This is a genomic window from Paenibacillus sp. D2_2 (genome assembly GCF_031199965.1).
In the GTDB taxonomy this organism is placed as follows: domain Bacteria; phylum Bacillota; class Bacilli; order Paenibacillales; family Paenibacillaceae; genus Fontibacillus.
Genome location: NZ_CP133605.1, coordinates 799,025 through 821,806, shown reverse-complemented (window position 1 = coordinate 821,806; position 22,782 = coordinate 799,025). Strand labels below are relative to the sequence as shown.

Annotated in this window: 16 protein-coding genes and 4 pseudogenes; 6 read left to right on the top strand and 14 right to left on the bottom strand. The window is 46.3% G+C overall.

Annotation, left to right across the window (positions count from 1 at the left end; translation table 11 throughout):
• Positions 1-72: 72 nt before the first annotated feature.
• The 3 genes from RE628_RS03930 to RE628_RS03920 all read right to left on the bottom strand — a co-directional run bounded on the left by RE628_RS03930 (position 73) and on the right by RE628_RS03920 (position 3,669).
• The gene (locus RE628_RS03930) at positions 73-1,278 is read right to left on the bottom strand and encodes a phosphoenolpyruvate hydrolase family protein (protein ID WP_309157510.1); all 1,206 of its coding nucleotides are present in this window, start codon (positions 1,276-1,278) and stop codon (positions 73-75) included.
• Between the two features lie 194 nt (positions 1,279-1,472).
• Positions 1,473-2,369, bottom strand: coding sequence for a carbohydrate deacetylase (locus RE628_RS03925; RefSeq protein WP_309157508.1), 897 nt, complete (start codon positions 2,367-2,369; stop codon positions 1,473-1,475).
• Positions 2,370-2,556: 187 nt separating this feature from the next.
• Entirely contained in the window at positions 2,557-3,669 is a 1,113-nt protein-coding gene (locus tag RE628_RS03920; RefSeq protein ID WP_309157507.1) for an MFS transporter, read from the bottom strand.
• A 140-nt stretch (positions 3,670-3,809) separates the two neighbouring features.
• Here RE628_RS03920 and RE628_RS03915 point away from each other — a divergent pair.
• Positions 3,810-4,720, top strand: a pseudogene (locus RE628_RS03915) (LysR family transcriptional regulator).
• Between the two features lie 11 nt (positions 4,721-4,731).
• Positions 4,732-5,865, top strand: a complete 1,134-nt coding sequence (locus RE628_RS03910) for a VanZ family protein (RefSeq protein ID WP_309157506.1) — start codon at positions 4,732-4,734, stop codon at positions 5,863-5,865.
• A 72-nt stretch (positions 5,866-5,937) separates the two neighbouring features.
• Here RE628_RS03910 and RE628_RS03905 read toward each other — a convergent pair whose 3' ends face one another.
• From RE628_RS03905 to RE628_RS03895, 3 genes are all read right to left on the bottom strand, one after another.
• Positions 5,938-6,714, bottom strand: coding sequence for an exodeoxyribonuclease III (locus RE628_RS03905; RefSeq protein ID WP_309157505.1), 777 nt, complete (start codon positions 6,712-6,714; stop codon positions 5,938-5,940).
• Between the two features lie 196 nt (positions 6,715-6,910).
• Positions 6,911-7,246 (bottom strand): antibiotic biosynthesis monooxygenase, encoded by a 336-nt coding sequence (locus RE628_RS03900; RefSeq protein WP_309157504.1) that lies wholly within the window; start codon positions 7,244-7,246, stop codon positions 6,911-6,913.
• A gap of 77 nt (positions 7,247-7,323) precedes the next feature.
• On the bottom strand, positions 7,324-8,550 hold the full coding sequence (locus RE628_RS03895) for a purple acid phosphatase family protein (protein ID WP_309157503.1): 1,227 nt from the start codon (positions 8,548-8,550) through the stop codon (positions 7,324-7,326).
• 190 nt (positions 8,551-8,740) lie between these two features.
• Here RE628_RS03895 and RE628_RS03890 point away from each other — a divergent pair, with 190 nt between their 5' ends.
• The 4 genes and pseudogenes from RE628_RS03890 to RE628_RS03875 all read left to right on the top strand — a co-directional run bounded on the left by RE628_RS03890 (position 8,741) and on the right by RE628_RS03875 (position 12,427).
• Positions 8,741-9,454 carry a polyphosphate polymerase domain-containing protein gene (locus RE628_RS03890; RefSeq protein ID WP_309157502.1) on the top strand — a complete coding sequence of 238 codons (714 nt, stop codon included), beginning with the start codon at positions 8,741-8,743 and terminating at the stop codon, positions 9,452-9,454.
• Positions 9,455-9,456: 2 nt separating this feature from the next.
• Complete coding sequence (locus RE628_RS03885) at positions 9,457-10,149, top strand: DUF4956 domain-containing protein (RefSeq protein ID WP_375143039.1); 693 nt, start codon at positions 9,457-9,459, stop codon at positions 10,147-10,149.
• A gap of 18 nt (positions 10,150-10,167) precedes the next feature.
• On the top strand, positions 10,168-12,057 hold the full coding sequence (locus tag RE628_RS03880; protein ID WP_309157500.1) for a CotH kinase family protein: 1,890 nt from the start codon (positions 10,168-10,170) through the stop codon (positions 12,055-12,057).
• Positions 12,058-12,170: 113 nt separating this feature from the next.
• Positions 12,171-12,427, top strand: a pseudogene (locus RE628_RS03875) (GlsB/YeaQ/YmgE family stress response membrane protein).
• Positions 12,428-12,579: 152 nt separating this feature from the next.
• On the opposite strand, the gene RE628_RS03870 reads toward RE628_RS03875, so the two are convergent.
• The 8 genes and pseudogenes from RE628_RS03870 to RE628_RS03835 all read right to left on the bottom strand — a co-directional run bounded on the left by RE628_RS03870 (position 12,580) and on the right by RE628_RS03835 (position 22,653).
• Positions 12,580-14,178, bottom strand: a complete 1,599-nt coding sequence (locus RE628_RS03870; protein WP_309157499.1) for a response regulator — start codon at positions 14,176-14,178, stop codon at positions 12,580-12,582.
• A 257-nt stretch (positions 14,179-14,435) separates the two neighbouring features.
• On the bottom strand, positions 14,436-15,779 hold the full coding sequence (locus tag RE628_RS03865; protein ID WP_309157498.1) for an extracellular solute-binding protein: 1,344 nt from the start codon (positions 15,777-15,779) through the stop codon (positions 14,436-14,438).
• A gap of 11 nt (positions 15,780-15,790) precedes the next feature.
• Positions 15,791-17,512, bottom strand: coding sequence for a cache domain-containing sensor histidine kinase (locus RE628_RS03860; protein ID WP_309157496.1), 1,722 nt, complete (start codon positions 17,510-17,512; stop codon positions 15,791-15,793).
• 152 nt (positions 17,513-17,664) lie between these two features.
• Positions 17,665-19,258 (bottom strand): annotated as a pseudogene (locus RE628_RS03855) (FAD-dependent oxidoreductase).
• A gap of 109 nt (positions 19,259-19,367) precedes the next feature.
• Positions 19,368-20,006, bottom strand: a complete 639-nt coding sequence (locus RE628_RS03850; protein WP_309157494.1) for a DUF4127 family protein — start codon at positions 20,004-20,006, stop codon at positions 19,368-19,370.
• Positions 20,006-20,896, bottom strand: coding sequence for a DUF4127 family protein (locus tag RE628_RS03845; protein WP_309157493.1), 891 nt, complete (start codon positions 20,894-20,896; stop codon positions 20,006-20,008). The genes RE628_RS03850 and RE628_RS03845 overlap by 1 nt, the downstream gene beginning before the upstream one ends.
• A 15-nt stretch (positions 20,897-20,911) precedes the next feature.
• Positions 20,912-21,750 (bottom strand): annotated as a pseudogene (locus RE628_RS03840) (carbohydrate ABC transporter permease).
• A 3-nt stretch (positions 21,751-21,753) separates the two neighbouring features.
• Positions 21,754-22,653 (bottom strand): carbohydrate ABC transporter permease, encoded by a 900-nt coding sequence (locus RE628_RS03835; protein WP_309157492.1) that lies wholly within the window; start codon positions 22,651-22,653, stop codon positions 21,754-21,756.
• Positions 22,654-22,782: the final 129 nt, after the last annotated feature.

Genomic DNA, 22,782 nt, shown 5'->3' with positions numbered 1-22,782 from the left:
GATCGCCTTGAACCTCTATGGCTCAATAATACAGCGCTTTCAAAAGAAAGTAATCGTACGCTTGTATGATGTTCATGTATATTTGTCTGATGCTTGTTTGCGGAAGGATTGCGGAGTCATGCCGGTATATTTCTTAAAGGTCTTGCTAAAATGAACATAATCCGGGTACCCAACCAGTTCGGCGATACTCGTTAGGGACAGCTTTGTATGCCTCATTACATCCTGAGCTTTATGGATACGATACTTGGCCAGATATTCCGGAAAGGTACACCCTACCTCTTTATTAAAAAGCGCGCTAAGATGCGTCCGCGATACATGAATCTGATCCGCAAGATCAGTTAGCGAAATGTTGTTCATATAATTTTGGGCAATATGCTCTTTGACAATGGCAACATAGTCATAAGGTTCATCAAAAAGTGTCAGCTTACTCATTAACCGCTGGTCCTGTTTCAATTCCCCCGTCACCTTGAAGCGATACGTCGTATCTACAATAGCTTCCTCTGTCGGAATCCGCTCAAAGCTTGAACCCCCGACATAACCCATCGCCGATGTATTATCATACATATACTGCACATCAATGGGGGTATGCACTGGTCCTCCATAAATGAGTTTGATTGGGCTTCGTCCCGAGGCATCACATACAGCGAATATTTGTCTGGCGAGCTCCGCGCTGGTCTCCAGGGACAGGACCTTCTTCGTTCCCATTAAGCCTCCAGCAGTCACCCCCAGATGAGCGCAGATCACATCCGCTCCGGCATCAAGCATGAACGCCGCTTGTTCAGCATTAAATACGAAGGCCATCGTGAACATATCCTGCTCATGGGCGACGCGAATCGCCTCAACTTCCTGCAAATAATTTATTCCTTCTTCCTCCAGAGCCTCACGAAATTGTCCGTCGATCAAGCCAAGGGTGGGGTAATTGATAATCCCAGCAAAGCCGCTGCTGTGAATCGTCTCAATATATGAAGACAGGTCGATGGTTGGATCGCTTGCACATAAGCCGAATACTACGGGCTTGTCTCTAACAACAGACAAAATCTCTCGCGAACCAAATTCCAACACCATCTCATTGGAGTTGGCAAACGGCATCAGTCCAGCGATAGAACCTAGCCCCATCTGTCTAAAGCGCCCCGAGTTCAACGCCAGGATTAGATCAGCCCCGCCTTTCACCGCATATTTTGCAGAGATTCCCGCTCCCGCAGCCACGCCGATAATATGCTCATTCATATGAATCTGTGCATGCATATGCTCTACAATTCGCTGCCGATTGATTGTCATATTACTCCACCTCTTCCTGACTCGAACATCCTGCCCCTGAATGTCCCTTCGTTCTTCTTACTTTTTATTATAAAGAAAAATCCTTACTGAGGCATTGTTCCCTTCCCTACACTTTTCTCACATACTCCGATCTCAATAAAAAATAACCTCCCGATGCCAGGAGGTTATGCTTCTTTCCTTATGTGCTATATACCCTACTTATTTATAGCGGAATGGGATCTTCTTGTCATTAATCGCCCTTTCCCTCGGGAACGGCGATGCGCGCCAGCAGAAGAAGCTCGCCTGCTTGATTTCGAGACCAGGGAATGCTTGCGAACTCGTGAGCCACCGGGAGGCTTGCGACGCTGCAACACCCGGTAATTAACCGGCAATACCCCGATTGCAGCCAGCGTATTGGCCACCTCCGGATTCGCGAACAGAGCAAGCTCCCCCTCTCGGATGTCAGTCCAGTGAGATTGTTCAATCAAAGCCTCGTCTACATAACCTGGGTGACAGACAATCTCCGTTAAGCCCTCTCGGAGTGACACTAAATGCTGCCGAAGACGCTGTCTTCCCTCAACACCGTCATAGGAGTCCAGCAGAATGAAATTCGTCATTCTTGGATCCGGAACACCGCTGGATAGATGAGAAATCTGAGATCTGCGTAACGGAATGCCCTCATGATGTGCTTTACGCGCCATCAATTTGTAAATCTCCGGATGGAGCTGATGTAGTAGATGATGCGAGTCAAGATGCGTCGGGCGCAAGCCCGTCTGGACGAAACGGTCCCACTGTGCTGTAAGCTCTCTGGATATATCCCTTGAATCCCACTCCCGTGCAATTGCTTCGTTATTGAATGCTCCATCTTCCCTCACAAGTGAAGGGATGCTGGCCGGATTGGATACCGGTCGACCATAAGTTAGGTTGAAATGTAGACCTACGCTTAAATCTGGATAGCTATGAGCCAACTGTACCGCATCCTCGAAACCTGGCATATTTACCATTAAGGAGGTACTAGTAATCCCGCCCGCCTGGAAGGCTTCGATAATTCCTCGGTTTACTGCCGGAGAAAGGCCAAAATCATCTGCATTTATAATCACTTGTCGATTCATCTATAACATCCCTCTTCTTGAATTGACCCTGATATATATTAATAAATGCGGGATGATCCCCTAATGAAAGGGACAGATGCGTAAGTTTATCGGATACTGTTCCCATGTGCATATCGTGCACGATGAGGGCTGGCAGCGAGCCGAGAGACGAGAGCTGCAAGAACAAGCAGCACACTGGCATATGCAATCATGCCGTTCCAGCCAAACTGATGGAGGAATATCCCCCAGACCAACCGATCAAGCTTGAGCCCCCATAATAAAATAAAAGATAAAGCGACGATGCTTGAGCCTTAGACTCACGCCCTGCCGCGATTCCGACCCAGCCACTGGCGACGGAATGTGAGGCAAAGAAGCCGAATGCAACAATGGCTACTCCCGCTATTTTCAAAAATAGAACAGAGCTCAGTGTAAGCAATACGCCAATCAGTAGAATGCCAATCGCTAGAGCGATAACATGTTGCCTAGAATAACGGTCGGCCAGCTTCCCGAACCATACCGAGCTACAGGTCCCCAGCAGATTAACAACGAACAGGAAGCCAAACACCGTCTGGCTCAGATTATACGGCTTGCTTGTGAGCGGATAACCGATGTAGTTCAAGATCATAATATAGACGCCCATAAGCAGGAATGCCGTGAGAAATAGACTTAACAAGTTGCGCTGCGAGATATTATGTTTGAGACCCCTCTCCCATTGCAGTAAGCTTGTCCTCCTGGGTGTAAAATTACGAGATGAAGGTAATTTGTACCAGAAAACAAGACTGAACAGCAGGCTTATCATTCCAAGGATCATCAAAGCGATCTGCCAGTTGAATAAATCGGTCAATACCCCGATTACAACCCGTCCAACTAAACCGCCGATCGATGTACCCGCGACATAAATGCCGATCACTCGTCCTATAGCCTTTGGATGGAACTCTTCGTTAAGAAAAGCCATCGCTATAGAAGGGAAGCCAGCAACACTTAATCCAATCAAAAACCGGATAATAAGGAATAACGTGAATTGATGCGTAAATGCAGACAATATCGCTAATACCGAGGTGGTAAGCAGCGACAGACTCATGAGTAGCTTACGATCAACACGGTCAGATATGGTGGAGACTATGATTAGGCCGATCGCCAACCCGATCGTGGCCAGAGATACCGAGGCTCCCGCGGTTGCCGGAGAAATATGATATTGCTTGGAAAATAAACTGATTAAAGACTGCGGACTATACAGAACCGCAAACGTAACAATGCTGCCGAGCAGCATGCTAATAGAAGTTCTCCGATGCTCAGAACTCCCCAATTCGATGGTATTCATTTTTTCTCTCTCCAATCCAACTACTTATCTATATTTATTTATTGGCCACATATAAGTATAGGACGGGTCAAAAGTATAGTATAATGCATTATTAGTAACACTCTTATATAGCCGATGTAATAAGTAGAGGAGAATGAATTGTGGAGTGGCAGCAACTGGAGTATTTTCAGACCGTAGCACGAATGCAGAACATAACTTCCGCAGCCCGAGCTATGAATATTACACAACCCGCACTAAGCAGATCAATTGCCAGACTTGAATCCGAATTAAATGTGCCTCTATTTGAACGGAGGGGGCGGTCGATTGTTCTAAATCGATACGGTGAACTATTCCTTAATCGGGTTGAGAGAATGATGGAGGAGTATCAGGCAGGGCGGCGAGAAATCGAACAACTGCTTGACCCCGAGCGGGGTGAAATATCGCTAGGTTTCCTACATACGCTAGGGATCCGCTGGATTCCTGATCTGATTGGACAATTTCGCAAGAGCTATCCAAATGTCCGCTTCCAGCTTCATCAGAACAGCAATCTCAATTTGCTACATCAGCTCCATTCAGGTGAAATCGATCTTTGCATGTCCTCCCCGCAGGAGACACCACCAAATATTCATTGGACGAAGCTATGGACGGAAGAGCTGTTCCTCGCGGTACCGGTTCATCATCGGCTCGCCGGGGCAAAATCCGTTGCGCTGAAGGAATTGAAGGATGAGATGCTGATATCATATAAAGAAGGATATGGACTCCGTCACATTATGGATGAACTGCTACACCGAGTGGGCATCTCGCCAGAATTTTGTTTGAGGGAGAAGAAATACATACGATTGCAGGTCTGGTATGCGCTGGACTAGGGATCGCAATCCTTCCCAAGACGGAAGGCATCGATGAGGACGGATTGGTCTGGGTATCGATCACAGACCCTGAATGTCATAGGGAGATCGGAATCGCTTGGGCGGAAGGGAAGTTCCTCTCCCCGGCGGCAAACTTATTTAAGCAATTCGTGATCAACTCTGCAAATCTATATCATAACCAAACCAAATTGATCAAAAACAACTAAGGGTGACTGACATGCTACAATCTTATTTATTTCCAATTAAATATGCCTTTTTCTCTTTTCCATTCGTTGCATTTTTATTTACAATGCCGTTCCTGATTGTACAGTATCGCAAGTACGGCTATATTAACAAATTCAGATCCTTCCTTCTTTATTTGTTCCTATTGTACTTAATGAATGCCTATTTCCTCGTAATCCTGCCATTGCCTGCATCCAGGCATAATCTACCTATGGCCGCAGGTGGTCTGCAATGGATGCCACTGAACTTCATTCACGATATTCTGAAGGAGACCGGAGTTGTCATCAGCAACCCGTCGTCTTACCTGCACTTGCTTAAAGAACGTGCTTTCCTTCAAGTACTGTTCAATATTTTTCTAACTGTGCCCTTTGGTATGATGCTCCGATATTACTACCGTCTCGGATGGCTGCGCTGTATCGTGTATACATTCCTGCTATCTCTGTTCTTTGAACTTACACAATTGACTGGCCTGTATGGGATCTATCGGCATCCTTACCGCGTATTCGATGTGGATGATCTATTGATGAACACGCTGGGAGGAATCGTCGGTGTTCTTATTGCCGACTGGTGCTCAAGCCTTCTGCCCAACGTGGAACGTCTGGATGCCGATGTGAACCCGGCGACCAAACGCGTCACTTATTTAAGGCGCGGTATCGCCTACATGATCGACTTTTGTATATGGTCTATCCTGGAAGCCATTCTCGCCCAGCCATTCCATCTATCTCTGTCGTTCTTCCTGTCCACGGGCATCTACTTCATGCTGCTTCCTTACCTGACAGGTGGCTATACATTCGGCAAATGGATCGTACGCATCAAGCTGATCCGGACCGGAGAGAAGCCACGGATCTCTCTACTCTCGCTGTTCGTACGCTACGGCATTCTATATTGGCTGATCTTCGCGATGCATCAAATCATTCCGAACATGACGAATAATCTGCATCCGTTCATCGCAGCTGGCAGCACTCTAGCTATATTCGCTGTCGATGTAGCCTTCTTTATCCATGTTGTCATTTACGTGATACGTAAGAAGCCGCAGCTCTTCTACGAGAAGATCAGTGGAACCAAGCATGTCGTCGCCTGGGAACCTCGGGAGGAGCAGAATCAAGAGAACAACCAAACAAGTATATAAATGATAAGCCCGTCCAGATAAATGGTGATCACCTTTTGTCTGAACGGGCTTTAATTTTTGTTATTTCGCCTTCTATTTAACAGACTCCGCTTCGTTCATATCCAAAAGCAGCTTCACCGGACAATGGTCGCTGCCCATCACATGGCAGTCGATCTCAGCATCCTTTAGATATGGAGTCAACCTGGCCGAGGTCAGAAAATAATCAATTCTCCATCCAACATTCCGTTCCCGAACCTTAGGCATATATGACCACCAGCTATAGACCTGTTCACGGTCAGGATAGAAATGACGGAATGTGTCCACCAACCCAGCACCAAGCAGTTCCGTCATCTTACCCCTCTCCTCCAGGGTGAAGCCGGAATTGCCGAGATTCGACTTCGGATTTTTCAAATCAATCTCTTGATGCGCCACATTCATATCCCCGCACACGATCACAGGCTTCCGCCCATCCAGCTCCAGCAAATAGCTGCGAAAGCGATCCTCCCATTCGAGACGATATTCCAGACGTGTCAAATCGCGCTTGGCATTTGGAGTATATACGTTCACCAGATAGAAATTGTCGAACTCCAGAGTGATCATGCGGCCCTCCGGCTCATCATTCTCCTCCAGACCATACCATACCGAAAGCGGCTTGATTCTCGTAAAAATAGCAGTACCCGAATATCCCTTCTTCTCGGCATAATTCCAATACTGTTCATACTCTTCGCCCAGCTCCAGTTCAATTTGCCCTTCCTGCAGCTTCGTCTCCTGAACGCAGAAAATATCTGGATCAACCTCTTTAGAATAATCATAAAATCCCTTATTCACGCATGCCCTAAGACCGTTTACATTCCAAGATACTAATTTCATAATATTCTCCTTGCTTGAATATAAGATAATCTGATTTTATCATACCATGTGTTACTGGAACCTGTTGGACTACTGAAACATGTTCTCACAATCGCTTCCAACAAAAAAACAGTGCCCCCCAACCACTCGGATACGGCACTGTCTCCTGATTATTCATGTTTTAATACGTGTTCAAAAAGGTCGGTTTTCAGCTCTATTAATGATTGGCAGCAAAGGCTTTGCCCTTCTTCACTACGTCAGCATTATATAAATTCACAGATGTACTAATGATATAAGACGGAGGCTGCTGGCCTTTCTTCTGACGGTGGCCTTCAATATGTGCCGGACTCTTCTCCCAATTCTTCCAGGCTTCTTCGGATTCCCAACGAATAACCGTGACTACTTCTTCCTGTTCCTTGCTCTTCTTATTCACCATCACGCTGATATCGATAAGGCCTTCCATCTCATCCATTGGTCCAGGTTGGCTGAAACGTTCGATAACTTTATCGCTGTTTCCCTTTTCGATAAGCATCGTTCTCGTCATTATAAACAATGGCAATACCTCCGAGTCAGATAAATTTTAAATAATACATTCATTTTAATGATAATGATTATCATTGTCAACAATTCTTATTTGCTATACCTAAGCTCGAAATCGTCCAATCGCTGACCCGCTATATCGTAAGCCTCATAGGTAAGCGTGCTTTTCGTCACCGTTATGGCGGCATACATCTGCTTATAATTTTGAAAATGAACCGCATGATAGAATTGATCTTGCTTCTTCTCATTGAACTTCTGTCCCGATGCATTTGTCGTCACGTATATAGTACCTTCGCCTTCCCCAACGATCTTCCCGTCCCGGATCGGATAGGAGCGGGAATATTCATGATTGTGTCCCTGGAGCACCAGATCGACGTTATATTCGTCGAAGACCTTAGCCCAGGCTTCAATTTTCTTGTATCGGTTCCCTCCATACACCGGCCGATGAATCGCAACTATCGTCCAGCGTTTGGCGTTGCGCCTCAAATCTTCACGCAGCCACTCCGTCTGTTCGTCAATATTGGATTCCGTATTCAACACTACGAAATGCGCTTCGCCATAATCATAGGAGTAAACAGTACCCGGCAGGGAACCTTCCGCACCTTGATCCGGCAAATTAAAATGAGCAAGGTATCGCGCGGCATCACCGTCTACCTGATCATGATTGCCTGTGACCGGCATCAGTGGAATAGATGGCATCAACTTGTCCGCTACGGCGAAGAAGTCATTCCAGGCTTGTTCATCCTCTGTACTCTCGGTCAAATCCCCGTTGTGAACGATGAAGCTGGTCTGTGGGAATTTGGATAACGCAGCATCCAATGTCTTACCCCATAGCTCAAAATCCGTTCTCGTCACCCCTTGTGAATCAGCGACGTTAATGAATGTAAATTCCTCAGTATTTGCCGCCTCGGTAGTGAATGTATGCGCCTCGCTCCAACCGCCCTTACTTCCATTTCCTACCCTGTAAATATAAGAACGGCCCGGTGTAAGCCCGTTTACTTCAACTTTATGAGAACTATTCGATTGTCCACTACCAATATCGATGACTACCGATTCCGCTTGATAGGTGATTACATCATTCCCCTTCAATGCTGAACTATCAGTACCTTCAGCGATCTGCAGGAGCGCTGTTGGATTCTCATCTTCTGTATACCAGGTAAAAGCCCTTGAAGTTCCAGGATCCCCCTTAAAGGTAGTGACCAATGATTTGGGCTGCACGGCATGAATATGTTCCAGCCAGATAATCCCGACAGCACCGGCCAATAGCAGCAGGCATATTGCGGCCAGGAACCATTTATCACGTATTAATCCCTTCATCTACTTCCCTCCTTGTTTGCCTATTCTAGTTTGTGAGATCTCCTCTCTAGATTTTTTGCCATTCCCTTACATTTGTCAACGCAATGTAAACAACTTTCAGTTAACGTTCAGGATACATTAAGTCAAAAATCAGATTTGCTTGTTAGGATGATGTTTGTATCTTAACAAGGGAAGAGAGGTGTCAGAACAAATGAATGCCAAACTCAAATACCGCCATGAACTGAAATTTGTAATTAATAGCCACCAATATTTCATTATTCGTCAAAGACTCAGAAATTTGATCAAGCTAGATGAGCATGCCAGCAAAAGCGGAGAATATCACATCCGCAGCCTCTATTTCGACGATATGGACAATACGGCTCTATATGAGAAATTAAGCGGCGTACGGGATCGGAACAAGTACCGGATTCGCATATACAATAAAAGCGACTGCACGATCCACTTCGAGAAGAAGATCAAATTGGGCAATTATATTGCAAAAATGAAAGAGCCATTGACACGTGAGATGTATAATTCCATTCTTGCCGGGAATTACGAGGTGCTTAATCAGCCAGACAAGCCGTTCATGATGGAGTTGTATCGGCAGTTAACGCAGAACATGCTGCGTCCCAAGGTCATCGTCGACTACGTGCGCGAGCCTTATGTTTGCCGTAACGGGAATGTCCGAATTACCTTTGATAAGGAACTGCGAACCGGACTAAATTCCGTCGATATTTTTGATCCGGATTTGTCGCCGATTCTTGCCATAGACGATAACCTGATTATTCTTGAGGTCAAGTATGATGAATACTTGCCGGAATATATAAGATCGGTAATCCAAATGGACGGACTTATTCAGCAATCTACTTCAAAATACGTAATTTGCTGTAAATATTTAAAAACAAACTCATGGGAGGATCAATGAACATGAATACTACTGAATCTACAACATTCAGCGATATTATTAAAAAGTCTGTATTAGGAAACTTCACTTCTGATATTAGTGTTTCTAAAATTCTTATCACGCTTGCTATTGCCTTTGTAATAGGATTGTTTATCTTCATTCTATATAAACGAATTTTTAGTGGTGTGCTCTACTCCAAGAGCTTCAATGTCTCTTTAATCGGTATGACCATGATTACTGCCATGGTCATTATCGCCATCAATTCCAACCTCGTTCTGTCGTTAGGTATGGTCGGTGCCCTGTCGATCGTTCGGTTCAGAACGCCAATTAAGGATCCGACAGATCTTATTTTCCTGTTCTGGGCTGCTGCTGCAGGGATTGTAACTGGCGCTGGCTTCTTCACGCTATCGATCATCGGATCTGTTGTTATCGGATTAATTCTGTTCCTATTTATCAAAAATGCTTCCGTGGAAAATCCTTATTTGCTAGTAATCAACTGTGACAGCGACGAAAGCGAGCAATTGGTTCATAACCAAATCAGCAAATCTGTAAAACGCTATAACGTCAAGCAAAAGACCGTATCCCCAGGCAATATCGAGGTAACGCTGGAAGTACGTTTGCACAAAGGTGAAGGGAACTTCGTCAATCAAATTTCTGAGCTGGGCGGAGTCAGAAACGCAGTATTGATCAGCTATAACGGTGACTATGTATCATAATTTGCGGAGGTGATGGAGATGAAGGCCAAACTTTCAAATCTTCTTCTATGCCTTTGTTCATTAATACTGGTCTTCGGGGTTACTGCTTGCGATGTCGGTAGCCAAACCGCAACTAATGGGGATACGGGGAAGACGACAGAGAGAACGGTTTCGGAGGAAGAAAAGAAGCTGGATGAAGAGGTTTTTCCTAAAGATAAAGTAGTAGACGTAAAGATAACAATTAATGATGATGATTTCCAGGACATGCTAGACAATGCCAGCGCCGAGGAAATGAAGATAGCATCCGTTGATTATAATGGCCAACATTTTGATAATATCGGAATTCGTACCAAAGGGAACTTGACCTTACGAAGTGTCGTGCAAATGGAGGATTCCGACCGTTATAGCTTCAAGCTCTCTTTTGATGAGTACGTTAACCAGACGATGAATGGCATCAGCAAAATTAACCTGAACAACAATTATAGTGATGCTTCCTATATGCGTGAATTTCTGACCTATGAACTTGCCGCGCAAATGGGGCTTCCGACGCCGAAGTTTTCATACGTCAATGTCTACATCAACGACGAGCTCTGGGGATTCTATCTTGCGGTAGAACAGATCGGAGACGCTTATCTGGAACGTCATTTCGGCAATTCCTATGGCGCCCTCTATAAAGCAGAAATGACTGGAACCGGTAGTGATCTGACCTGGCTCGGGGATGATCTGAGCAGTTACACCGGATTGGTTCAAAAATCCAAAACCTCGGGCAGTAATGTTCTGATCGATATGCTAAATGAGCTGAACAACGGCTCCGATTATGAGAAATATATTAGCGTTGAGACAGCGTTGAAATACTTTGCTCTGAATGTTGCCACGGACAATACCGACAGCTATATCGGCCAAACCAAGCAAAATTACTATTTGTACGAAGATGAAGGTGTCATCTCCATCCTGCCTTGGGACTATAATATGGCCTTTGGCGGCCTTGGTGGAGGTATGGGCGGAATCGGTGGTATGGGCAAAAACGACGCGGGCCAAAAGGATAATGCTGGAGCGAACCTGAACGGGAACGGAATGGACGTAGGAAATATGGGTCCTGATCCGGTCGGTGATGCAGCCAAAGGCAACAATAACAATGGCAAGCTGCTGATCGACGAACCCACCCAAGGTGCGTTAGCAGATCGCCCGCTGGTAGCCAAGCTCTTTGCGGTCGATGAATATAAGGAAGAGTATCATAACATTCTGAAGGAAGCTATTGAAGGCTATCTAGCTAACGATACCTTCACAGCACGTGTTAATGAATTGTCCGCAATGATCAGTTCATATGTTAAGGCAGACCCCACTGCGTTCTACACTTATGAGCAGTACGAGCAGGCTCTACCGCAATTAATAAGCAGCAACGCTTCCCAAGTTGAGAACATTGCACAGCAGTTAGACGGTACTATCCCCTCATCAGGCGACGGCTCTGGCAGCGGCGGCATGGGCGGTGGCATGGGCGGTGGTAGAGGCGGCGCTGGAATGGGTGGTGACAGACCTGCCATGGCTCCAGGCAATAACGGGCAAGGTGTACAGGGGGCGAACGATGTCCAAATGCAGCAGATGCCCGACGATGCAGGTGCTCCCAATGGACAAGATACTCAACAGGGCGGAATAGGCAACCCGGCGCAGCAAGGCCAAACTGATCAACCCCAGCAAGGCGGAGTAGACGGTCAGGGGAATTTACCGCAGTGGAACGGTGAACGTGGTCAAGGCGGCTTCGAAGGTGGCTTCCCTGAAGGCTTCAAGGGTGGTCCCGGAGGATTTGGAGAATTCGGCCAAGGAGCCAACCAAGCCGCAGGTAACACAAGTGATGCAATTGCAACTGGCATCTCATTAGTCATTATCATACTCGCTTGTGTGTTCGTAGCCCGCTTCCGCAGAAGAAGATAAAAGCTTGTTCATAGCATAATTAATATCATCCAAATCTCAAAAAAACATGTTTAAAACACCCCTTTTAAGTAAATAGTAAATGCAAACCAACTTAAAAGCAGAGGTGTTCATGTATGGGGTTTTTATGGTCATTAATAATCGGTGGTGTTCTCGGTTGGGTGGCTAGTTTAATTCTAGGTAGAGATGTTCCTGGTGGAGTCATCGGCAATATTATTGCCGGATTTATCGGGGCTTGGCTGGGCAGCTTTATACTCGGAAATTGGGGACCCGTCATTGGCGGCTTCTACTTCGTCCCGCCCTCATTGGGGCGATTGTGCTTGTCCTTATCGTCAGCATGATTTTGCGTTCTATGCGGAAGAGCCGTACCTAACTTTAGAACAAAGTTCAGAGACAGAATTCGTTGCTTACATCTATAAGCAGTCAGACATTTAGGCCAGCCAGAAAACTCTGGTTGGCCTCTCTTTGTCTATCCATCTCCTCCCCTAGATACGTCAAAAAATTTTTATGTAACACTTGATTGTCTCATGCACCTACTTCACGATACTCTGACGGAGTCATCCCCGTCACTTTCTTGAACACCTGCGTGAAATAGCGCGGGTCCTGATAACCAACTAACGGAGCAACCTGATAGACTTTAACATGACTATTCTTCAATATATATTGAGCCTTCTCGATCCGACAATTCGTTAAATACTCCAGAAAAGTATAACCTGTCTCCTGCTTAAAAAGCATACAGAAGTGGCTAATGCTGAGTCCAGCAATCTCGGATACTTCTTCTACACTGAGGTCCTTATGATAATTATTGTCGAGATAGGACTTTGTCTTGGTAATGATCGCATGAACATTTTCCTTAGATTCGTTCTGCTTCCCTTCGCGGATCCACTTCCCGAGGTTATGCTTCAATAACTGGATCATCTCACTAAGTACACCCAATGAATGCAGTTCCTGCAGCAGACCTTCCAACGACCATTCAGGAAGTAGATTCATATGTTCAAATTCTCTATACATGACGATGGTCAGCTCGACAATACTCCGCTCGGCCGATTCCTTGGAGAAGGACTCATCTTCAATATAAGCTCGGGTCTCATCAAGCAATTCCATTAGCCTATCATGATTAAGGGTGCGAATACATTCCAACATAGAAAATTCCAGATGTTTCGGATATTTCGGCTCACCTGCACCGCCGGAGCCCTGAACCGAATCCATGAATACCCCTTCCTCATCGCTGTAGAAGCGCTGGTACAACGCTTTTGCCGCACTCTGATAGGCCTGACTTAATCGCTCAATACCGATGACAGGCTGGCTGAAGCCAATGGAGCATGGCAATTTCGTATTCAATTTGATCTGTTGAATAATATCGATCCCGAGCCGCTCCTTCTCGTTATTCATCGAGCCCGGAAAGAGTAGAACCCATTCCCCGCTGTGAAAGGGAAATACCGTGAGCGCCTTTTGGGACAGTGACCACTCGCTAAGAATATTGCGGATGGCGAATAGCCACAGCCTTCGTTCTTCGAGAGACCACACTCTGTTTAGCTTCAAATAATGATCCAATTGTAGGACCGCCATGAAATACTCTTCTTCCAATTCGCTGTTCTCCAGCCAACGCATATGCTGCAGGGGGCTCTGACTGTGGTTGCCCTCAATTACCTCCGCAAACATCCGCTCACGGGCTAGCAGCGCCAGAACTTGCACCGAATGTAGAAACTTATCATTCTCCATCTGCTTCTCCAAGATCCCCTTCGCGCGAAGGATCATCTCAATCATCTCGTCATGATCGATCGGCTTCAACAGATAATCGAACGCCCCTTGCCTCAAGGCCTCCCTGGCATACTCAAATTCCCCATATCCACTAATAAAAATGAACAATCGCTTGGAATCCTCCGCCAATACTTCTTTCATTAATGTAATTCCGTCTATACCGGGCATCCGTATATCACTAATAATCATATGGGGAGCAAGTTCACGAACGAGACGCAGCGCTTCTTCTCCATTCCGCGCTTCTCCAACGATCTCGAGTTCCAGTTCTCCCCAGGGGATCGCCACCTTCAAGCTCCGTAAAATAATCGGTTCATCATCAACGAGAATAACCCGATACTTCCCCCACTCTGTTCCATTCCACACACCTCCAGATATTTAAGAAGTCCTCCCTTGATCACGAAGTAACACTGAAAGTTTATTCGACATCGAATCTTGAATTCACCCGGGCCTAGGCAGATGCTTACGAAGTCATGTTTCCTACGGAACATCCTAGGTACTCACGTACCCACTACGTACGCTCCGCTCCTCAGTCCCTAGCTTAATCCAACTGAAGCGTTTTGAAAAAACGCACATCGGAAGCATAAGCTTTGGTGCTGAAAGGCGGACTTTTTGAACCTCCACTAATTCGGTGAAGATTTTTGCTGCTTCCAATATTGATCTGAGGTCTGTTGAATTTGTTCTAACGCTTCTTTCGGAGAAGTCTGGCTCAGAATCATTCCTTCGATCACTTTAAGAAAGGTCTTGCTGACCTCCGGCGCTAGTGCATTATCATAAGGTACAAAGGTTTGTTTATTACCCTCCATTAATTTGATAACCTGAGCGAATACCGGTCCGGTCTTCTCGGAATCATAAGTGATTTTCATGGAAGGAATCCGCAGTCCCTCATATACAACTCTGCTCTGGACTTCCTCGGTATAGAACATTCTAAGCAATTCAATGGCCGCCTCCCGCTTGCTGCCTTCGAGAGTAGACGACAAACCGATGCCGATCGTATAGCCGCCTGCTAGCGAGCGCTGTTGATCTGGTCGAACTGACGGAAACGGGATAACCCCCACTTGATCCTGGAAATCTGTCTTTTCCCCTTTACTATGGAATAAATTAATGTCCCAGTTCCCGTTCAGATACATCGCCGACCGACTGCTCGTAAAGGAATCAATTGCATCCTCGGTCGATAAATCATTGGCGGGTGAAGTGAAGGCACCTTCTCCAACCCATTTCTTGAAATGCATAAACGCTAGCATATAAGCGCTATAATTGAAGCTCTTGTCCATATCTCCCTGCGCCAACTGCTGGATGAGAAGAGGCCCAGCATATCGATCCATTAGATATTGGACATAAATCGCGGCGGGCCATCTCTCTTCATTTCCAAGCGCAAATGGTGTATATCCGTAATTCTTCAAGGTCTTGATCGCCAAGTCCAGTTCATCCAACGTTCTTGGTGGAGTTATATCAAGCTTCTCGAAGATAAGCTTATTATAATAGAGCGGCTCTGCATTCCCCTCAATCGGCAATCCATATACATGATTATCGAAGGTCCATAGATGAAGATCTTGGAACTCATTCTCAAGCCCATCTTCCTGTACAAATTCCGTGAGATCCATGAGACGGTTAGAACGGACATAAGGCTCAATTTCTGCACCACCGAACAGCACAAACATGTCCGGAGGAGTCCCGGTTACCATCTCGCTCTTCAGTTTCTGTTCGCGGTGTACCGTCTGGTCCATCCCTTCGAAGTTAATTTTTACGTTCGGATGGGAAGCCTGATAAGCCTCTACGACATCTTCAAAAATATTCAGCATCTGCCGATCATGCTCTTTGATCCAGAAATGCCGGAAGGTTAACGTTATTTTCTCCGTCTGAGGCTCCTCAATCGGTTCACTTCCATTTGCGATGATAATTAATACTGATACAGCCAGTACAAATGCATATAATACAACCCAGCTCCAATTCAAAATCCACTTCATCTCTCTCCCCCTTATGACACCATCTTTGGAATGCGGATTCTGATAATCGAACCAAACCCGGGGGAGGAGCAAATCATTATGCCATAATACCCACCAAATTGAATATGAAGCCGCTCGTGGACATTTTTCAATCCTACGCCGTTCTCTCGATATTTCTTGAGATTGCTCCAATCCTTACTCCATAGGCTTAATAGAGTAGCCTGGTCAAAGCCTGGCCCGTTATCTCTGACATCTATGACAATATCATTCTCATATTCCCCAGCCGTGATAGAGATAACCCCATTCCCCTCCATCGGTTCTATCGCGTGGTACAATGCGTTCTCTACAATAGGCTGAACGATCAATTTTTGCGTCTGATAAAATTTCAAGCCCTCCGGCACTTCAATAAGATAAGAGAACTTATCTCCGAACCGGAATTTTTGGATATCCAAGTAATGGCGAACATGCTCCATTTCCATGGATAACGAAATCATCTCCTGATTTTCACTAATGCTAATACGCAACAGCTTTCCGAGCGACACGACCATTTTGCTAATATTTCGGTTACCCTCGAGTACCGCCATCGAATTGATCGATTCAAGCGAATTATATATAAAATGAGGATTGATCTGCGCCACAAGAGCCTGTAATTCAGCTTCTTTCTTGCGATTCTGTTCCGTCTGAACCTGCTCGATCAGCTCGACAATCTGTTTACTCATATGGTTAAATCCATCGATAAGCAAATCACGTTCATCATCCGCTTTGACAGAAGCCGTAATCGGCACGAAAATACCTTGCTGAACCCGCTTCATCCCGTTAACGGCACTAATGATACTACCTACGAGTCGGCGGACGAAATAGCGATCGAATAAAACGGCAGAGATCAGTGAAACCAACACCAGAATTACAGCGATATTACGGATCGGGATAGACTCCGAAGCAATCATTCGGCTAGGCGTTATAGCTGCCAAATACCAATCCTTATTATAAGAAGGCAAGTATGTGATCAACGACTTCTCACCAAGATATTTATCGACGTAATATCCCCGTTCATGGTCATAACCGTCGGCCAGAAACGGAAATTCAGTCGTCTCCCCGATATGGTTACCCGACTTGTCGAACACGATCTTCCCTTGCTTGTTCACCAGCAGAATATCCCCCTGCTTGAGTGTCGCAGCGTCCCAGAACACCTGATCGAGCAAATCCGGTTTCAAATATATAACGACGGCCCCGATATCCTCAAGCGAGTAATAATCTTTAATCATCCTAGCCTGAATCAGAACCGGGTTCCCAGTAGCAGCAGAGCCATTCTCTCCAGGTCCAACCCATATTGGACGGCCCTCAGCCTGTCTCATAGCCTTGAACCAGCTCTGTGTACTCAATTCCTGGAAAGACATCGCTTCATTATACTGATACAGCAGCTTACTCTTGGAATAGAGTCCGAAGGAAGTAATCATCGGATGGTTAATCAAATTGTTAATATCCTGCTTCTGCTCATAAGTAATTGCAACATCCGCCTGCTTCAGTGTCTTCTGAATTACCGGTTGTGTAATCGCCGAATTCGAGATGGTTGTGAGCTCACTGAGTGCAAACTTCAGCTTCCGATCGGTCTCCAGTAGGGATACCCAATAGAAGTTACTTGATTTCTTCTCCATCGCGTGCGAGAAGCTGTAATATGAAATCGATCCCATTAGGATTACAGGGATAAACACAAGAAGAATAATAGCTAGCAAGATTTTACGACGGAGCTTCATTAATGTCCTCCCCCTATAATCTACTAATCTCTATTATTCTTCGTTTCTAACTTATATTCCTTTGCTAGCATATAAAAGACAGCCACCCCTTTCTATAAAGGAGTAGCTGCCTTTTGATTCATTCTATTCTATCGAAGTTGAAGTCAAACACTTTAGCTCAAATGTAGATCATCTGGCCAGTGGATCTGAACGCCTTGCTTCTGAATCAGTGCTTGATATGCCCGAAGATGCTCCGTATTAGCGCGCACTTCATGCGGCGTCACTTGGTTCTGTAACGCATAGGCTGCTAAATAACCGACCGACTCACCGATATTCCATTCTGTCGGGTGAAGGCGGTAGCATCCGTTCGTAATTTGAGTGGTGCCGATATTTTTGCAGGCGGGAAGTAAATTCTTGACCCGGATCGGCAGTAGCGCCCGAGCGGAATCTCGTACGGATAGTTCGGAATATAGAACGTCCGGTTCGTGACAGTCGTCAGATGAACATCCAGATGATAGCTGCCTACGCCGACGCTATCGTCATAACGGCAAATCCCTTGTTCCCCGCGAACTTCCTTACTGACATCCTGCTCTTTGATGGTATACATTGCTTTGATCCGGCGCGACTCACGAATATACGGATATTTCGCCAGTCCGTCCTCCGTACCCAGAACATCCGTGCGCAGCCGGATGCCCGGATAACCTTTCCCCCGTCCGGGCGAGGCGTTTCAGTCTGAAGCCAGTACACCAGCGAGAGACTTAACTGTCTGGCGTTCGCCAGATGCTCCTGCCGTTCTGCTTCAGAAACGTCAATAATTGAACCCAGAAAATAATCGTTCTGTGGCCAATTAATCAAGGTAATGTCACTTTCATATAACCCAGACTCAAACAAAGCCGGGTCGATGATACGGCGATACGTCCATAGCGACAGAAGCTCCCGCCCGGAAGCGTCCGTGCCGCCTGGAAATAATGCAAACTCCTTCATTTTCTCCGCGTCGTCCGTATCGTTTGCATACCAGCTTAACAGTGGAATATTCGTATGCTTCGGCACGAACTGGCGCCAGAAATCATATTGCTCAGGCTTCTCAATCGTGAAATCGCCGCCCTCGATATAATCGAGGGCAAACACATGGGTGATCGATTGCATATCAAGCGGATTCGCCTCTTCCAGCGCATGTGGTTCGCCTGTATCATGCTTGGACTCCGCGCCTGTTACGTATTCAACCCCCGCTAATGGAAGCACGTCTCCGCATTCCGTAGCATCGAGGAAATAGGCTCCCCTTAGCACGACCTCTTCACCTGTGCTTATGTGACTAGCAGTCACACTCTCTATCAGATCTCCGTTCATTGAGGCTGCAGTTGGTCTGAAATGATACAATACCGTGATACGACCGCTGTTCATATACGGGGCCAACATATCCTCGATGACGCGTAGTGCCACCTTAGGCTCATGGCATAAGCGGCTCACCCAACCGTTGCCGGGATTAAGAAGCTCATTATTCTTTGCTTCTTCCGTCATCGGATAGTTCTCTTGATAATAAGCACGCACCCGGTCTCGGAACTCGCGATACGTCTCTGTGCAACCGAATTCCTCAATCCATTGATGTTCATCCGGCGGAACCGCCTGACTTGTCAGCTGACCGCCGAGCCAATCCGTCTCCTCAGTCATGATCACACTCACGCCCATTTTGGCTGCAGCCAAAGCGGCCATGCATCCGCCCAACCCGCCGCCAAGGACTACGACGTCTGTCATTCGCTCGTTATTCATCTCTCGCTGGCTCCTTCTCCGGCGCGTCCAGCACAACTTGAGCTGTTCTTGCGCCTCTTCTGTTATTTGCAAATGTGTAGATCCTCGCACATTAGCGAAGTTTGAACCCTTACTTTGTATCACGGACATGCGTCTTTAACCCGACCTCGAACATCCTGCTCCATGGCATATAGCAATCGTCGATCACGATCTCATAATTATTCTCTGGGTCATTCAAATGCTTCTCGATGAACCGAGTCAATTCAGCTCTGACCTGTTCAGCAATTTGTCCCCGTTGACCGTCGATAGAGAAATAATTGTATCCCATACCAGGCAACACCCGATCACTTACATCCCTACGCACGGAGGCACAATAGCCTCCATCCTCCACATATCGCAGTGACAGGAAATCGCGATGCTGCTGCGTATTGCCATATACGGCATAGATCATGCCTTGCGCAATACAGGTCCCGAGCGTATTACCACTTGTATTCCAGCCTGCATAACCAGCCAGTTCGAACAACAACTTCTTATCGCGTAGCAACTGTAGCAATTCAAGATCTGCTCCGTTAGCATAAGCGACATCAGCTATGACACAAGGCTTACCGAGTCGGTGAACAATATCATCGGCCATCTCTATCAGTTCAACGAGATTCCGGTATACTTGATACCCCAAATAAGGTCGTCCTTGATCATTCGACTCCATCATGCTCTCGCCCGGTGTATTAATGCATAGGGCCATGTCGGCTTCTGCCAAGGAAGGCGACATTAACCCCCAGCCGCCATAATCTGATATTTCACCGATTCATATAGTACCCTGTCCTCATATAGAGGTATCACTAACGGCCCTTGTACACTGGCAAAATGGACATGCACCCGCGGCTTGCGACGCTCAAAATGATTGATCATGCGCGCAAGCAGTGTACATCCCACTTCGTCGGCCCCAGGATACATATAGACAGATAGCTGCTGCTGACACTTCTTGACATGCTCACGAACGTGCTGCTGATCCACCGCAGTCAGACCATAAGGAGCCGAGTCGTCCTGCGGAATGATCATGAAGTCGACAGCTCCGTCCTGCACCAGTTCGATCGCTCTCTTGTTCGCCGCCAAATTGACAGACCGGCGCTTCGTGTAGTCCTGCCATATGGATTCTGGCAAAGCTGACTCAATTTGCTGCAATTCACTTTGCTCTTCTTCAGTTGCGATGCCGAGCTCCAACCGATGGCGGATATATCCGCGTCGGAAAATCTCCCTGCCCCAATTCTCGTAATAATCCGGTTCTTCATCACTGCTGGAATACCGCGGGCAACGCATAATGAGTTGATAAGCAAATACGTGCAATGCCGGATTGATCTGCTTCAATTGACGGAGCCTCTCCAATTGCTCCCCGCATTGTCCCTCCGTCAGCCCATGCAGACGTGAGGGGATAATTCCTCCGTATAACAATGTGTCCAGAGCTACAATCGCTCCGTCTGCATCTTGAGCCTGCTCGAATAGCCAGGCCCATAACTGTTCGATGTCTCCGGGTCGCTTCTTCAGCCCCATGATGCTCAAATCCGGGCGGACGACATGATAATCCGTACCCGCAGCAAGAAGCGCCGGAAATTCGTAATTGCACGGACGTTCGTCCAGTGGAATATATATTATTTTTCTCATGTGAAAAGTATCCTCCTATCCTTTAACTGCTCCGGATACACCTTCCATGTAATATTTCTGGGTGCACAGGAACACGATGATAATCGGTATTACCGAAATGACGGTCCCAGCGGCAATCCAGCCAAAATTATAGGAAAATTGGCCATTCAAAAAGCTGAGCGCGGACGCGATCGGATACTGCTTCGTATCATTAAGCACAATCATCGGCCAGAGGAAGCTGTTCCACATCCCCATGAACTCCAATAGTCCGATAACGGCGATCGCCAGCTTCACAATCGGCAGGGCCAATTGCAGCCAAATTCGAAATTCGCTGGCACCGTCCACTTTGCCGGAATCGCGTAGCTCATGTGGCATGCCCATAAACGCCTGTCTCATTAGGAATACGTTGAACACAGTAACCGCTGAAGGAAGCACGACTGCAAGAAACCCGCCCATCAAGCCTAGTGCTTTTACCGTCAAATAGTTAACTACCATGCCGGCTGCAGCGGGAATAATCATCGTTGCTACCAGTAGTGCAAAGATAAGATCCCGTCCTTTGAACCGAAACACGGCGAGCGGATAGGCCGTTAGACAGGAGAAAAGATGTTCATAACGACGCCCATTAGAGCAATGATAACGGTATTCATTAAATATCTTGGAAAGTCCATGTAATTCCACACTTGGACGTAATTATCAAAGTCGATAAATGTCGGGAAGATCGCCGGCGGAGAGCTGAACACATTTTTGCCGGGCATGAGCGACACACTTAATATCCATAGGAATGGTCCCATCATAAAAATAGCAAACAGGATCAAAGCTCCATACAGCGCTATTAATTTCAGAACACGAAGTGGTTTTTTTCTCATATCATGCATCCATTAATATGGATTGACACCACCCTTCCGGTTGAATCTGAAGATGACGATACTAAGCGCAGCAATCATGACGCTGACAATTAAGCCAAGTGCCGAAGAGTAGCCGAAATTAAATTGCTGGAAGCCTTGCTGATAAATATACAAGCTCGATGTTAAGGTAGCATCCCCTGGTCCACCCATCGTCAGGATGAACACTTCATCAAACACACGGATTGCCGCCATTAGTGAAATAAGCGTACAGAAAAAGACGTATGGCTTCAGCAGTGGAATTGTAATTTTACGAATCGTCTGAGCTCGGTTCGCGCCATCAATCATCGCAGCCTCTACCAGATCCTTTGGAATGGATTGCAATCCTGCCAAATAAATCATCATATAGTAGCCAAGGCCCTTCCACATCGTAATGAACATAAGCGTCCACAGTGCTGTGTCTTTATTGGACAGCCAGGTAATCTTCTCTTGCATTAGACCTACACTGGACAGCACATAGTTGATAACCCCATTCTGGTTGAGCAGCCAGCCCCAAATAAGCGCTACTGCAACCATGGAAGTAACTACGGGGATGTAATAAGCAGTCCGGAAGATTTTAATTCCTTTGACATTGCTATTAACTAGAATAGCCATAAGAATAGAGAAGATCTGAATAAATGGTACAACAATGACATATAGCAACGAGTTTACCAGCGATGTGATGAAGCTTCTATCCTGCAACGCTTTGACGAAATTATCAAAACCGACAAATTCGGTCTTGCCTATAACGGAGTAATTCGTCAGCGCCAGCGGTACGCTGTAAATAATCGGCCAAAAGACAAAAAGGGCCAGTAGGATCAAACCCGGTGTCATGAAGAACCAAGCAACTGACGCTTCTGACTTGCCGAATCTGGTAAAGAAGGATGTTTTTTTCATGATAGTATTCCTCCACCGCCTTTATAAGAGGTAGTTCAAAAAGTCCACTTTTGATCCCGAAGTAACTCAGGAAGTAATATCGGCATCGAATCTTGAATTCAGCCGGGCTTTCCGGTGCTGAAAACTGGA

What these genes read in the sequence shown, in the direction of transcription:
- RE628_RS03850 (WP_309157494.1), bottom strand. Translation starts at nt 20,006, where the DNA reads ATGTCGCCTTCCTTGGCAGAAGCCGACATGGCCCTATGCATTAATACA.
- RE628_RS03895 (WP_309157503.1), bottom strand. Translation starts at nt 8,550, where the DNA reads ATGAAGGGATTAATACGTGATAAATGGTTCCTGGCCGCAATATGCCTG.
- RE628_RS03920 (WP_309157507.1), bottom strand. Translation starts at nt 3,669, where the DNA reads ATGAATACCATCGAATTGGGGAGTTCTGAGCATCGGAGAACTTCTATT.
- RE628_RS03885 (WP_375143039.1), top strand. Translation starts at nt 9,457, where the DNA reads ATGAATACTACTGAATCTACAACATTCAGCGATATTATTAAAAAGTCT.
- RE628_RS03925 (WP_309157508.1), bottom strand. Translation starts at nt 2,369, where the DNA reads ATGAATCGACAAGTGATTATAAATGCAGATGATTTTGGCCTTTCTCCG.
- RE628_RS03890 (WP_309157502.1), top strand. Translation starts at nt 8,741, where the DNA reads ATGAATGCCAAACTCAAATACCGCCATGAACTGAAATTTGTAATTAAT.
- RE628_RS03910 (WP_309157506.1), top strand. Translation starts at nt 4,732, where the DNA reads ATGCTACAATCTTATTTATTTCCAATTAAATATGCCTTTTTCTCTTTT.
- RE628_RS03835 (WP_309157492.1), bottom strand. Translation starts at nt 22,653, where the DNA reads ATGAAAAAAACATCCTTCTTTACCAGATTCGGCAAGTCAGAAGCGTCA.
- RE628_RS03860 (WP_309157496.1), bottom strand. Translation starts at nt 17,512, where the DNA reads ATGAAGCTCCGTCGTAAAATCTTGCTAGCTATTATTCTTCTTGTGTTT.
- RE628_RS03865 (WP_309157498.1), bottom strand. Translation starts at nt 15,779, where the DNA reads ATGAAGTGGATTTTGAATTGGAGCTGGGTTGTATTATATGCATTTGTA.
- RE628_RS03905 (WP_309157505.1), bottom strand. Translation starts at nt 6,714, where the DNA reads ATGAAATTAGTATCTTGGAATGTAAACGGTCTTAGGGCATGCGTGAAT.
- RE628_RS03845 (WP_309157493.1), bottom strand. Translation starts at nt 20,896, where the DNA reads ATGAGAAAAATAATATATATTCCACTGGACGAACGTCCGTGCAATTAC.
- RE628_RS03930 (WP_309157510.1), bottom strand. Translation starts at nt 1,278, where the DNA reads ATGACAATCAATCGGCAGCGAATTGTAGAGCATATGCATGCACAGATT.
- RE628_RS03880 (WP_309157500.1), top strand. Translation starts at nt 10,168, where the DNA reads ATGAAGGCCAAACTTTCAAATCTTCTTCTATGCCTTTGTTCATTAATA.